At 31.9% G+C, this 14843-nt stretch carries 10 protein-coding genes; 8 read left to right on the top strand and 2 right to left on the bottom strand.

Annotated elements, in window-relative coordinates; genetic code table 11:
- Positions 1 to 134 precede the first annotated feature (134 nt).
- From CHRY9293_RS16470 to CHRY9293_RS16480, 3 genes are read left to right on the top strand one after another with little or no spacing between them, the layout of a single operon-like run.
- The gene (locus tag CHRY9293_RS16470; RefSeq protein ID WP_162033981.1) at positions 135 to 1208 is read left to right on the top strand and encodes an efflux RND transporter periplasmic adaptor subunit; all 1074 of its coding nucleotides are present in this window, start codon (positions 135 to 137) and stop codon (positions 1206 to 1208) included.
- Positions 1209 to 1229: 21 nt separating this feature from the next.
- Entirely contained in the window at positions 1230 to 4421 is a 3192-nt protein-coding gene (locus CHRY9293_RS16475; protein WP_162033982.1) for an efflux RND transporter permease subunit, read from the top strand.
- On the top strand, positions 4393 to 5850 hold the full coding sequence (locus CHRY9293_RS16480; protein ID WP_162033983.1) for a TolC family protein: 1458 nt from the start codon (positions 4393 to 4395) through the stop codon (positions 5848 to 5850). The genes CHRY9293_RS16475 and CHRY9293_RS16480 overlap by 29 nt, the downstream gene beginning before the upstream one ends.
- A 187-nt stretch (positions 5851 to 6037) precedes the next feature.
- On the opposite strand, the gene CHRY9293_RS16485 is transcribed toward CHRY9293_RS16480, so the two are convergent.
- Positions 6038 to 6256 (bottom strand): hypothetical protein, encoded by a 219-nt coding sequence (locus CHRY9293_RS16485; RefSeq protein WP_162033984.1) that lies wholly within the window; start codon positions 6254 to 6256, stop codon positions 6038 to 6040.
- A 284-nt stretch (positions 6257 to 6540) separates the two neighbouring features.
- Here CHRY9293_RS16485 and CHRY9293_RS16490 point away from each other — a divergent pair, with 284 nt between their 5' ends.
- From CHRY9293_RS16490 to CHRY9293_RS16510, 5 genes are all read left to right on the top strand, one after another.
- The gene (locus CHRY9293_RS16490; protein WP_162033985.1) at positions 6541 to 8250 is read left to right on the top strand and encodes a helix-turn-helix domain-containing protein; all 1710 of its coding nucleotides are present in this window, start codon (positions 6541 to 6543) and stop codon (positions 8248 to 8250) included.
- Between the two features lie 280 nt (positions 8251 to 8530).
- Positions 8531 to 10066 carry a M20/M25/M40 family metallo-hydrolase gene (locus tag CHRY9293_RS16495; RefSeq protein WP_162033986.1) on the top strand — a complete coding sequence of 512 codons (1536 nt, stop codon included), beginning with the start codon at positions 8531 to 8533 and terminating at the stop codon, positions 10064 to 10066.
- A 134-nt stretch (positions 10067 to 10200) separates the two neighbouring features.
- Positions 10201 to 10902, top strand: coding sequence for a hypothetical protein (locus tag CHRY9293_RS16500; RefSeq protein ID WP_162033987.1), 702 nt, complete (start codon positions 10201 to 10203; stop codon positions 10900 to 10902).
- A gap of 1001 nt (positions 10903 to 11903) precedes the next feature.
- The gene (locus tag CHRY9293_RS16505; protein WP_162033988.1) at positions 11904 to 12428 is read left to right on the top strand and encodes a TetR/AcrR family transcriptional regulator; all 525 of its coding nucleotides are present in this window, start codon (positions 11904 to 11906) and stop codon (positions 12426 to 12428) included.
- A 5-nt stretch (positions 12429 to 12433) separates the two neighbouring features.
- Positions 12434 to 12850: a nuclear transport factor 2 family protein gene (locus tag CHRY9293_RS16510; protein WP_162033989.1), complete on the top strand. Its 417-nt coding sequence runs from the start codon at positions 12434 to 12436 to the stop codon at positions 12848 to 12850.
- A gap of 74 nt (positions 12851 to 12924) precedes the next feature.
- Here CHRY9293_RS16510 and CHRY9293_RS16515 read toward each other — a convergent pair whose 3' ends face one another.
- A complete protein-coding gene (locus tag CHRY9293_RS16515) occupies positions 12925 to 14376 on the bottom strand; it encodes a serine hydrolase (RefSeq protein WP_162033990.1) in 1452 nt (483 codons plus the stop codon).
- Positions 14377 to 14843: the final 467 nt, after the last annotated feature.

Here is a 14843-nt window from a genome sequence, read left to right on the forward strand (position 1 = left end):
AGACATGGAGAGAGAAGGTCCAGAAATTGAATTTAATATCCCTGTAACTTAATAAATCTCAATAATTTGTTTTTCAATATGTTATAGTAAAGATGGCTGTTTAACGCAGGAATCCTTGCCGCCCCTCCAAAAGAGTGATCACTAGCATTGTGCTAAGTAGTTTTTTGTTGTGCCTAAGTTGTAGCAACAAGAAAGAACACAAAGAAGAAGCGGTGGTGTATCCGGTTACTACACCCATTGTTATGGATACAACAATTGATAAAGAATATGTTGCTCAGATTCAATCCGTAAAAAACATTGAAATTAGAGCTCAGGAAAAAGGTTTCTTGGAAAATATTTATGTAGATGAGGGACAATATGTCCATGCCGGGCAAACATTATTTCGTATTATGCCTAAACTGTATCAAGCAGAGTTATTAAAGGCTAAAGCAGAAGTAGAACAGGCTTCTATCGAGCTTAAAAATGCAAGTATATTAGCAAGTAATAACATTGTCTCTAAAAATGAAAGAGCAATGGCACAAGCTAAATTAGATGCAGCAAATGCAGAAGCAAAATTGGCCCAGATCCATTTATCATTTACAGATATTAAAGCTCCTTTTTCGGGAGTGATTAATAGAATACCCTTAAAATTAGGAAGTTTGATTGATGAAGGAGAATTACTAACCTCCTTGTCTGATAATACAAGTGTGTATAGTTATTTTAATGTTTCTGAACCTGAATATTTAAGTTATCAGACTCATGCTGCCAATAGAGGAAGCAATGAGGTGGTATTAGTAATGGCAAATGGAGATCTTCTTCCTCAGAAGGGGGAAATTCAGACTATTGAAGGAGAGTTTGATAATGAAACAGGAAATATAGCATTCAGAGCTAAGTTTCCGAATCCTGATAAATTATTGAGAAATGGGGAAACAGGAAAAGTAAGAATGACTTTACCTCTTAAAAAGGCTTTAATTATTCCTCAAAAAGCAACTTATGAAATTCAAGATCAAAAGTATGTTTTTGTGGTGGACAATAAGGGAGTTGTGAAGTCTAAAAATATTAAAGTGGCTTATGAACTTCCTGATTTATATATAGTAGGCTCAGGTCTCTCTACAGGTGATAAAATACTTATTGAGGGGGTTCAGAAAGTGAGAGATGATCAGAAAGTTTCAACGAAATTCCAAGATCCGAAAAAAGTCCTTCAATCTTTGAAGCTAAAAGCAGAGTAGTGATCCTATAAATGAAGCAGTATGTTTAAGAAATTTATTCGCAGACCCGTTCTGTCTATTGTTATATCATTAATTATTGTGTTTATGGGAGTTTTATCGTTGGTAAAACTGCCGGTAACCCAGTTTCCATCGATCTCGCCACCCAAAGTAAATATTACGGCGGAGTATCCAGGAGCAAACAATGAATTATTGATCAAATCTGTGGTTATCCCGTTGGAAAGAGGTTTAAATGGTGTTCCCGGAATGAAATATATGACTTCTGATGCCGGTAATGACGGAGAAGCCTCTATTCAAGTCGTATTTGACCTGGGAACAGATCCAAATGTGGCCGCTGTAAACGTTCAAAACCGTGTTTCTTCAGTGGTTAACAAACTTCCTCCTCTCGTTATTCGAGAGGGAGTGAAGATCACTCGTGAAGAACCTAATATGTTGATGTATATTAACCTATACAGTGATGATCCGAAAGCTGACCAAAAGTTTCTTTTTAATTATGCGGATATTAATGTAATGTCTGAGTTGAGGAGGGTAAGTGGAGTAGGATTTGCTGATATTTTGGGAACTAGAGAATACGCTATGCGTATTTGGTTGAAGCCTGATCGATTAACTGCTTACAATATTTCTTCTGATGAAGTAATGGAGGCGTTGAATCAACAAAGCTTAGAAGCTTCCCCGGGTAAAACAGGAGAAAGTTCAGGGAAAAGATCGCAATCATTTGAGTATATACTCAAATATCCCGGTCGTTTTAATAATGAAAAAGATTATGGGAATATTATATTAAAGGCCAAACCAAATGGAGAGTTTGTAAGGCTGAAAGACGTTGCAGATGTGGAATTTGGTTCTTCAATGTATGATATCTATTCTACATTAAACGGAAAACCTTCCGCAGCAATTACAGTAAAACAATCCTATGGATCTAATGCAAGTGATGTTATCAAAAATGTGAAAAAATTGATGACAGATCTTCAGAAAAATAGTTTTCCCAAAGGGATGCATTATGATATTAGCTATGATGTTTCCAGATTCTTGGATGCCTCTATGGAAAAAGTAATTCATACGCTATTTGAAGCATTTGTTTTGGTTGCTATTGTAGTATTCCTTTTCTTAGGAGACTGGCGTTCCACTTTAATTCCTGCATTAGCAGTACCCGTTTCGTTAGTAGGTACCTTTGCCGTGATGTCTGCTTTTGGAATTACATTGAATATGATTTCACTTTTTGCTTTGGTAATGGCTATTGGAGTCGTGGTCGACGATGCAATTGTGGTAATTGAAGCGGTTCATGCTAAGATGGAGGAAAAGAATTTATCTCCATTAAAAGCTACAGAAGAGGCGATGCATGAAATTAGTGGTGCTATTATCGCTATTACTTTGGTAATGGCTTCCGTATTTATTCCGATTGCTTTTATGTCAGGACCTGTCGGTGTATTTTATCGTCAATTTTCAATCACTATGGCTTCGGCGATTATACTTTCAGGGGTTGTTGCTTTAACATTAACTCCCGCTTTATGTGCTTTGATTTTGAAGAATAATCATGGAAAAGCTAAAAAGAAAACTCCCATCAGTCTATTCTTAGATAAATTCAATAGTTTATTTACGAAAGGAGCCGGGAAATATGAGAAAATGCTCAATAAAACAGTTACTAAAAAAGTAATTACACTTCCTTTGCTAGTCGCATTTTGTGCATGTACATTCTTTTTAAGCAATTCTTTACCTTCTGGATTCATTCCGGCTGAAGATCAGGGGATGATTTATGCAATTATTCAAACTCCTCCTGGTTCTACATTGGAAAGAACAAATCAAATTGCCAAAGAGTTATTGCGAGAATCTGAAAGTGTAGAGGGAGTACAATCTGTTTCTTCATTGGCGGGATATGAAATATTAACAGAAGGGACAGGCTCTAATTCAGGAACATGTTTAATCAATCTTAAAAGTTGGGAAGATAGGAAAGAGTCTGCTGCAGAAATTATTGAAAAACTAGAAGAAAAGGCTAAAAATATTCCAGGAGCCAATATTGAATTTTTTCAACCCCCTTCTATCCCTGGGTATGGTGCTGCAGGAGGTTTTGAGCTTAGGCTTTTAGATAAAGCAGGAAGTGGGGATTATCATAAAATGGAAAAGGTGAGTAATGACTTCGTGAAGGAATTAAAAAAACGTCCTGAACTGGGTTCTGCATTTACATTCTATTCGGCAAGTTTTCCTCAATATATGTTGAAAATCGATAACGATCTGGCGGAACAAAAAGGGGTAACTATTGAAAGTGCAATGGATAATCTATCTACCTTAATAGGTTCGAATTATGAGACTAGTTTCATTCGTTTCGATAGGCCTTATAAAGTAATTGTCCAAGCTGGACCCCAATATCGTGCGTTGCCAACGGATCTTTTAAAACTATACGTTAAAAATGATAAGGATCAGATGGTCCCTTATTCGGATTTTATGAAAATGGAAAAAGTATATGGTTTATCAGAGATTACAAGACATAATATGTATAATTCAGCTGAAGTAAGTGGAACTCCGGCACCTGGTTATAGTAGTGGACAAGCCATTAATGCCATTCAAGAGGTAGCAGATAAAACATTACCTCGAGGTTTTGGGATTGATTGGGCAGGGATTTCCAAAGATGAAGTAAGTCGAGGAAATGAAGCTGTTTTTATTTTCTTAGTATGTTTGGTATTTGTGTATTTAATCCTTTCCGCTCAATATGAAAGTTTCATTCTTCCGTTACCGGTAATCTTATCATTACCAACAGGGATCTTTGGAGCATTTTTATGCTTAAAATTACTAGGGCTGGAAAATAACATCTATGCTCAGGTTGCGATGGTAATGCTAATTGGACTTTTAGGAAAAAATGCAGTATTGATTGTGGAGTTTGCGGTTCAGAAAAAGGCTGAAGAAAATATTCCTGTAGCAAAAGCTGCTATTGAAGGTGCTGCTATTCGTTTTCGTCCTATTTTGATGACTTCCTTTGCTTTTATTGCAGGGCTCATTCCTTTAGTTGTTGCTACGGGACCAGGAGCTATTGGTAACCGAACGATTGGTACCGCTGCAGCAGGAGGGATGTTGATCGGAACTATTTTCGGATTAATGATTATTCCTGGATTATACTACATTTTTGGGACGCTTGCTGAAAAGTCAAGATTAGCAAAATATGAAGAAGAAAACCCTTTAACTGAACAAACAGAACCTTATGAACATGATGGAAAATTTGAAGACTAAAAATATAATCACCGCCATTGTCTTATCAATTGTTTTAAGCAGTTGTAAAGCCCCACTGGCGACTGTAATAAAAGATGAGGTAAAAGAGAATATCCCTCAGAATTTTAATCAAGAAGAGCAGGTGGATACAAATACTAATAGTGGAACAACTCCATGGAGACAATTTTTCACTGATCCGAATTTAGTAGTGTTGATTGAAACTGCTTTAAAAAATAATCAGGAATTATTGATCACTTTGCAGCAAATTGAAATTGCGAAAAGTGGAGTTTTAGCTAAAAAAGGAAAATTAACACCCACTGTTTCGGCTGGAGTAGGTGTCGGTGTGAAAAAATCAGGAAGGTATACGAGTGAAGGAGCCGGGGATGCTACCACAGAAATTGAACCCGGAAGAGAAATGCCTGATCCTCTAGGAAATTTTGAAGGAGGCTTAACAGCAAACTGGGAAATTGATATTTGGAAAAAATTAAGAACAGAAAAAGAATCTGCAATTGCCCATTACCTTTCAACTGTAGAAGGGAAAAACTTTGTTCTTTCCAATCTTATTGAGGAGGTCGCGGATAACTATTATGAATTATTGGCCTTGGATAATCAGTTGGATATTATTCAACAATATATAAAGCTTCAGCAGAAGGCATTAGAAATTTCAAAGATTCAAAAAGAAGCGGCAGCAGCTACGGAACTAGCTGTGAAAAAATTTGAAGCGGAACTTTCGAAATCAAAAGCGACGGAATATACTATTCGTCAAGATATTACAGAAAAAGAAAATCAGATTAATGCTCTTTTAGGGCGTTATCCGCAACCTATTGTAAGAACAAAAGAAAACTTTATGTCTACCATTCCGCAAACGATATATACAGGAATTCCTTCACAGCTCTTAGGAAACCGTCCTGATATTAAGCAAGCAGAGTTGGAATTGAAATCTTCAAAACTCGATGTAGAAGTGGCTAGAAAAGAGTTTTATCCTACATTAGATATCTCTGCAACCTTAGGACTTGAAGCTTTTAAACCGTCATATTTGGTAAAAATGCCGGAATCTATTGCGTATAATTTGGGAGGAGAGTTGGCTGGGCCTCTTATTAATAAAAGTGCCATTAAAGCTAATTTTCAAGCTGCGGATGCGAGACAAATTCAAGCTCTATATGAGTATGATAAAACGATTCTAAATGCCTATTTAGATGTAGCAAATTTGATGTCAAAAATTAAAAATATTGATCAATATTATCAATTGAAATCTCAGGAGACCAAATCCTTGGAAGAATCGATCGATATTGCGAATCAGCTGTTCCGAAATTCAAGAGCAGATTATCTCGAAGTTCTTCTTAATCAAAGAGATGCTTTGGATGCTAAAATGGAATTAGTTGAGGCAAAACAAAAACAACTCAGTACAGTTGTTGATATTTATAAGAGCTTAGGCGGAGGCTGGAAGTGATTATAAATCTTTAATGTTTTAAAAGAAAAGAGACCATTAAACGATAGTCTCTTTTCACATTTATGAGCATTGATTTGGTTCATCATAAAGGGTTCAGTGATTCCTGAACCCATATAATTTAGAGTTATTATCCACTAAATTATATAATTAACATGGTTATTAGTTTTAAGTATATTAAATATGGTGTTTATCGTTTCCAGTGGGTGCCATTTTTTATAGGAGGATCTGGATTTAAAGTGCTGTTCTCCACTTGTAGGGTGTCAATACACTCGGTACTATTTATTGTACTCATATTGTTCGTTATGATTACTTCATCTTGTTGATCATTGATTTCATCTTGTCTGCAAGATAGAGCTGTCATCATAATCATTATTAATAAAGTGGTTAAAGAGATAATCTTTTTCATAAAACTCTTGATTTAAAAGTTATCCCAATGAGGCAGATACCTTTAGATTTACGGGGTTGAAATTATAAGCATAAAATGGTTAAAAAAAGGAGGTGTTGTCTTGATTCAGAAATTAAGACGTCCTAATTTATGAATTGAGACGTTTTTAAATATTTGATAATTAGGGTTTTATATTATGTTTTTTTATTTCTATAATTGGTGATATTTATTCGATTTATATTAATAAAATTTAATGGAATTTCTGTATTTTTGGTTGTAAATCATACTAAAATTAATAATTAAAAGTGATAAAAAAACTAGTATTCACATTATCTGTTACATTTTTTAAACTTATTTTTTCTCAAGAAGTATACAGTGATTATTATAAATTGAGAGTAGGGTATGAAAATTTAGAAGAAAATAATAATAAAGCATTCCCATTGATTCAGCTTTATATAGATAAGGCGAAAAAAGAGAGAAACTATGAGAAGCTCTTTCAGGGATATAAGGATGGAATCTTTTATTCTTCGTTGAATGATCAGAAAGTTCAATATGCTGATAGTGCAATTTGGGCAGCCAAACTTTCTGAAAATAAAGACTTGATAGGAACTGCTTATTTAGATAAAGGTGTGGTTTATTATTATTACTTTAAAAAATATCAATATGCACTTAATGAATATCTGATAGCGTATCAATATTCAAAAAATACGAAAAACGATTTTTTAAAATACCAGAACTTATATCATATTGGGGTAGTAAAAAGCTATTTGGGGTATTATGAAGAAGCCTTATCTCTTTTTAAAAATTGTATTACATATTATCATTCCAAAACAAAGGCTGATCTCCATCCTAATGAAATTTATAATAATAAAAAAGGGTATTTAAATAGTGTACATCAAGCGATTATCTGCTATCGTAATCTAGGTCAGTTTAAAAAAGCTGATTCTCTTATAAGGGTAGGGTTCTCAGACGTAGGAACGGATAAGAACTATAATCAAGAGAAGGGATATTTCTTAATTTGTAAGGGGATATCAGACTATCAGAAAAAACTGTATTCTCCGGCAATTAATTATTTAAATCAATCTGTTTCATCTATTAAAATAGGTCGTGACTTTGCTTGGCTCTCTATGGGGTATTTTTATATTGGTAAAAGCTATTTGGGATTAAAGAATGATGTAGAATCTGTTTTATATTTTACTAAAGTGGATTCGATTTTTCAAAAACATCAATTTGTTTTGCCTGAATTAAGAGAAAATTACGAACTACTTATTAAATATTATAAACAAAAAAATGATGAAGGAAAGCAGTTGTATTTTACGGGCCAGCTTTTAAAAGTCGATAGTATTATTTCTAAAGATTTTGTGTATTTATCTCCAAAAATTCATAAAGAATATGATACAACAATGCTGTTGGATGAAAAAAATAAACTTGAAAAAGCAAACTCGAGGGGAGAATATATGATTATAGGTTTGCTTTTTTTGGCTATTATCCTAATTATTTTACTTATCATAAGGTATAAAATGGGAAAAGATATTCAACAAAAATATAGGGTATTGGAAGAAAAATTTGTGATGGATCAAGAGGAGGCTGAAAAGTCAATTTTAATTTCTAACGAAAAGAAAAGTGGATTAGACGAAAATAAAGTGGAAGAATTGTTGGGTAAACTTAGAATATTTGAAGATAAAAAGGAATTTATTCAAAAAGGTCTTACAATCAATAAACTTGCCCTACAGCTCGGTACCAATTCTAATTACCTCTCTCAAGTAATTAATGAATATAAAGGAGTAAATTTTAATAAGTATTTGAGTGAATTAAGGATTAATTATATTACTGTTTTACTTTTTGAAAATAAAGAATACCTTAAATATAGTATTGAAAGTTTGGCAAAAGAATGCGGTATTGCATCGAGACAAAATTTTTCGGATCTTTTTTATGAAATCAATGGAATTCGACCCACAGACTTTATAAAAAAAAGAAAGCAAGAGATGGATAATAAAATAGCATATGAGCATTAGGTGTTATTTGTAATATTCAAAGGTGAGTTTATATATGATAAAAATATCTTTAATTATCCTCATCGTATATTTTGAATTGAAATCTCTAGTTTCAAAAGATTTTGGAAGAATAATATGTGTGAAAATAGATATTGAATTACAAGTTTAAATATGAACAGGTAATAACAATTAAAATTAATTCTACATCGTGATTTTATACCTAAAATTATCAAAATTCACAATGGGTTTTAATTATATTTGTTTTCATCAAATATACCATAAAACTAAATTCACAATTATTATGAAAAAAATCGTATTGGTTTTCTTTGGAATTATTATTCTGTTATTTGCCGTTTTATTAATTAAAACATATACATATCCTTTTAAAAAAGAAGTTGCTAGTTCAAATGTAAATGGTTGGAAATTAATGAAAAATGATTCAGCTGTCCGAAGATTATCTGGAGGAATAAAAATTCCCACCGTTTCTACAGGAAGTTTAGGAACATTTGATTTTGCTCCTTTTGCTCTATTTAAACAATATTTACAAACGTCTTTTCCGGAAGTATATCAAAACACAGAAAATTTTGAAATTAATCAATATGCTTTAATATTTAGGCTAAAAGGAAGTAATTCTAATCTTGAACCGCTATTATTCCTTTCTCATATGGATGTTGTACCACCCGGTGATGCTGATGTAAAAAATAAAGAAGAACATATTTTTCGACCTGATGATAAAGTATTACCTGCTGCTTCAAAAGTAGCCGAAGATTGGGAGTATGCACCATTTTCTGGAGCTGTAGCAAATGGTAAAATATATGGAAGAGGGGCAATAGATATGAAAGGAATGCTTTTCTCATTGATGGAATCTCTATCTAATCTCATAAAAAGTCAATATGTTCCCCAACGAGATATTTATTTAGCTATTGGTTTTGATGAAGAGGTGGGAGGAAAAAGAGGTGCAGAAAAAATTGCTGCTCATTTTAAAAAACAAGGATTGAAATTTGAAGCAGTATATGATGAAGGTGGATTAATTTTAGAGAAGGGGAGTGTCTCCGGGATAGATTCTGATGTAGCAGTCATAGGTTGTGCGGAAAAAGGCTTTTTATCCATGAAAATTAAAGTAAAAGGTTTAGGTGGTCATTCTTCAATGCCTCCTATGAAAACGGCAATTGGAAAAGCTGCTGTTATCATGCAACGATTGGAAGAGCATCAGATGAAACCGGTCGTAACACCTTTGCTTAATGAGTTTTTTATTAATATAGGAGGTTCAATGCCTTTTACCAATAGGCTTGCTATTTCTAATCAATGGCTTTTGAAACCCTTACTTTTGTCGCAGTTAACCAAAAATATTGGGACCAATGCATTAGTTCGTACTACCACAGCTTTAACCATGATGAAGGGAAGTAATGCAACCAATGTTCTTTCTCCGGAAGTGGAGTTTGTTGTTAACTTTAGGCTTCTCCCCGGAAATACAATAAAAGAAGTAAAAGAGCATATTGCCAATGCAACAAAAGGTTTTGATGTTGAGGTAGAGCAGGTTGATAATTCGAGAGAATCTTCGTCGGTGTCATCAACGAATACTAAAAGTTATCAAATGATAGAATCAGCTATTAAAGAGATTCATCCGAAAACTCTTATTACCCCATATTTAACAGTGGGTGGAACGGATGCCTATAAGTATCAAATTGTTAGCAAAAATATTTATCGTTTCATGCCTATAAAAATTAATAGTTTCGAACGACAGTCTATGCATAGTACCAATGAATATATCAGTATTGAAAATTATTTGAAAATGATTCATTATTTTGAATTCCTCATGAGAAATTATGATAAATGATTGATATAAAAGTATTTACAGGATTTAATCTTTTCAGAATATCATATCTTTTCAATTTTTTGAATTAAAAAAAATAAAACGTCGAGTTTTGTCGTGCTTCTGAAATAGCTTTGTCATATCAAAATTATAAAGCTATGGAAGTACCCTTTTATTTAAGTTTTAAAGAATTTGAAAATAATTATTATAATAATCTCGAAAAATGGTTTGAAAAATATCATAATACAAGTGAATTAGATTATCTCAAAAATCTTGTAGAGATGTATAGTCCTTATCTGTATTACAATTTTACAAACGATAAAATACAGGCTGATGCCTCCATTGTCATTAAAGATTGTTTTTTTCCTTATTATGAAAGAATAGGAATTTCTTTTTGTACAAGTTGTGATGATGGTAAATCAATAAATCTCGTAAAGGAGATAGAACATAAAATTGAGCTGAAAACGATTACCATGATGGAATACGCTCAATATATTTTGGATAAAATTAATAGACATTTTATAAAAAATGACATAATTTTCAATACTACTGAAAAAGTAGAATATTATATCAATAACTTTAGTATTATCACTTCGAGAGAAGGCGCTGAATATTGCATTGATTACGATAAGCATCAGAGAACACTTCCTTTTTTAAAAGCGTATCTTCCTTCTTATGGACAAACAGTTGATATACAAAAGTACAGAGATTTTATTTTTTCGATTGTTCATATTGCTGACTTTATTGATAAAAAGCTTATATCAATCCAAGCTTTGGATTATTCTATCCAAGCTAAGCTAAAGTCTAAAGAAAAATATAGAGTTCAGATGAATCATCAATTTCTAACTCTCTGTAATTAATGTAAACATTCATAACTAAATTATATTTTGAAAAATGTGAGAACATTTTTCAAGCCAAAAGAGGCTTTCCATAAAGGTTAGCCTCTTTTGCATATGAACCATTTTATAACTAAATGTTATAGTTTTGGAATTGTTTAGATGAAAATAGTTTTTAAAATTTGAAGTACTAAAAAAATAGTCCGTTTTCACTATTAGTGAGACGGACTTAAAAACATTTGATGTGGAAACTCTTATTCCGGCTACAAAGTTATAGTAAAAATCCTACGGAATTTCATTTTGTAATAAAAAAATGACAAATTTTATGGCTTAATCGTAAAATTTAAAGGTATTTATGCAGGTTATAATGAAGGAAGATGGAGAACTATTGAAGATTTCCATTAAGGTATATTTTCCAAACCCAAATCCTGATAAACTTGATCAGGATTTGCTTATAAAGTTTTTGCAACTCTATTTTTGGATGTAAAAATTAATAGGAAATGAAAGTGTGTATATTTGATTGTATTTGGGTTGTTTTTTATGAAAAAGGCAGCCAGAAAAGACTGCCTTCTTAATTTCAATTTACGTACGAGATTTATCTCATACTAACATTTGATGATGGAAACTCTACTTCCGATTGCAAATTTATAACTAAAATCCTATGAAATATTGCTTTGTAATAAAAAAATGACAAATTTTTTATTTTAAATATAAAAATTAAATGGATTTAGTATTTAAATGATTATGAATCAGTGTTTTCTTATTTAGCGTGTCCAAGTAGTAGAGCTAAGGAAAAAATTTTTTTGGTTTATTAATTTGACAGATGTTTCTTTCACTTTTCATTTGAAGTAGAAATAACAACGAATTTGTGGTATCCGATCCAAGCAATTGACTTCTAATTTCGTAAAATGAGTTTATGAAATTTACTTTTTTAAATATTACGGAAATAAATATAATCATTCATGTAGACAGACTGGTTTGTATGTTTTAAAATTTGATTATATTTGTCTTATAAAAATTAATATATGGTATCACCGAAAGAAAGAATTATGGCAGTGACTTTGGTCCTTTTTGCAAATCAAGGCTATAATTCTACTGGAATTAACCAAATTATTTCCGATGCAAATGTTGCAAAGGCGAGTTTTTATCAACATTTTAAATCTAAAGAGGATCTGTGTATTGCCTTCTTAAATGCCAGGCATACTTACTGGTTTAATGAGTTAAATATTTTTATAAATAATGAAGAAGATATCAAATCAAAAGTTATTTCATCATTTGATTTTTTAATTTATATGAACTCAAAGGAAAATTTTAGGGGTTGTAGTTTCTTAAATATTTTATCTGAGATCCCAAATGACAATGTTAAAATTTTAAACGCAATTCAGGAACATAAAAAAGATCTTCGAAATTTTTTCTCATCCCTTATAAATGATGAAAATGTTTCAGATCATATCTATATGCTTTTTGAAAGTTCCATCATTGAAAGCCAATTATTTAAATCGAATCATTTGATTGAAAAATCAAAAATAATTATTAATAATTTAATTTAATAAAAATGGAAAAAAAACATCCACTACCACCATTTACATTGGAAACTGCATTGCAGAAAATACAATTTGCAGAAGATGCTTGGAATACTAAGAACCCTGAAAAAATTTCGAAAGCTTACACCCTTGATAGCGAATGGAGGAATAGAGATAAATTTATCAATGGTAGAGAAGAAATTGTTGAATTTCTTAGTAACAAATGGAAGAATGAATTAAACTATAAGCTTAAAAAAGAATATTGGGCGCATACGGATAATCGTATTGCAGTAAGATTCGAATATGAATATATGAACCAAGAGGGTAAATGGTTCAGAGCATATGGAAACGAAAATTGGGAATTTGATGAAAATGGACTCATGATGAAGAGATATGCAAGTATTAATGATTTGCCCATTAGGGAAGAAGATAGGAAGTTTAAATATTAAAATAATTACTTCCTCTGCAAAGTGATGACGTGTAATAATCACAACTTGATCTGACAGTTTAATTGTAAAAATAATTAATCAACTGTAAAAATTAAATTATTATCCTTTGGATTTCCATTGGTATTGAGGGCATTATAAGGTGTCGTGAACCAGCCATTTGTGTTCATGACGAATCTGAACTCATATATTTTTCCTTTCTCGAATTGAGATTTCGGCAACGCTAATTCAAATGTGTTTTTGTCTTTAGCAATCATTTGATAAGCCATATTCTCAGGATTCCAATCATTGAATGTACCAGCAACCGACATGTTCGTTATCGCTTTAGCATTTAAGTTTTTAGGAATTTTATAAGTGAAAACTACTTTATCATTCACCATCCGATAACCATACATTTCCTTTTTGGTATGAGGCTTATTAATGAGATCGGAAATAACAGATTCTTCCCTGGATAAATACGGATTTGCCAAATTCTTATCAATCAATCCTGCAATGTGATTGATGATCAAATATTGAGGTGCAAAAAAATTATATCTGTAGCCATTGAACATCAAAACAATGGATAAATCATTCTTAGGAAAAATACTGTAAGCACTAACGTTCCCACCCGAAAAGCCATAAGAAGTAACGTTTCCGGTTTTGGTAATTTCCCAGCCGTGTGCAAAAATATCTTGTTTATTAGTGTAATCAAACGGTTTCCACATCAATTTTTTTGTCTCGTTTTTCAGGAGTTGATTTTTCTTGAGATGAATGCTCCACTGCAAAAAATCAGGAAGAGAGATTGCCAATCCATTAGCCGAATGTGACCTCCGACCACCCACATGTTTTAATTTTTGAAACTGTTTGATAGAGTCATTATAATAATATTTTTGAATACGATTCGGAATTTCCTCAAGAGAATTGGAAGAAAATATTACTTTGTTCTTTGCGTCAGAAAATTGATTTTTCAAGACATAATCTTCAAATGTTTGTCCACTTATCTTTTCGATAATCATTGCCAAAAGCATATAATTGGTTTGGTTGTAACTGTACTGATTTCCAGTTTTAAATTCCATTTTTTCTTTTGCTAGTCGTTCAAAAACTTGGGTATTAGAAGCATCAACTGGAATATCTTCATAACGCGCAAAATCAGGAATACCAGATGAATGGGATAAAAGATTCTTTATTTGAACCTCTTGCCATTCTTTGGGAAGCTGGGCAACATATTTTGAGATTTTATCATCTAACGAAAGTTGTTCTTTTTCAATTAATTGAAAAACGGCAACATTGGTAATCAATTTTGTGGTAGAGTAAACCCTAAAAAGAGAATGTGAATCCACTTTTTTATCAGATTTCAAGTAGTCTCTACCGTAATATTTTTGGAAAATTATTTTATCATTTTTTACAACGCCAACAGCCAAACCAGAAATCTCAAAAGTTTTCATTATTTCGGTGAGATAGTTGTCAATAGATTTTGTCTGTTCTGCTTTTTGACAAAATCCTAAAAATGAAATATTTATAAAGAATAAGACTAAGAAAGTTTGTTTCATTAGTTATCGGCTTATGACATAAAGACAATTCTGATATTTGATTTATTACATTGTTTCTGATATTGTAGTAGTTATTAATCTTATTAATATATAAAAGGTCTAAACAACATGAAATTCCCCATAAGGAACATGCCAATTTTAATAATCTCAGTGAATGTTTAACTCGTTAATAATAAGTTATTTAAAATTAAACTTTCAAAATCCGCTATACCGATTCAAAATCTAATAATTTCAAAAGTTATTATAGATTTTAATAAAAGGTTGTCATTCCAAATCTGCAAAAAAACAACGTTTTCAAACCTCCGGCAGTTTTCTAAGGGATCTAAGGCATTTGTTCTCAATTTCTAAAGAGTTATTAAATGAATATCTTCCTAGCCTATTATATGCTCAAAAAGGTGTTGGAAAAATATGTTCAAAATCTGTGTCATTTTTAGTTAATTAAACAGTACCATTTTAAAGGTGAGCTG

Source organism: Chryseobacterium potabilaquae (assembly GCF_902728265.1).
Lineage (GTDB): Bacteria > Bacteroidota > Bacteroidia > Flavobacteriales > Weeksellaceae > Chryseobacterium > Chryseobacterium potabilaquae.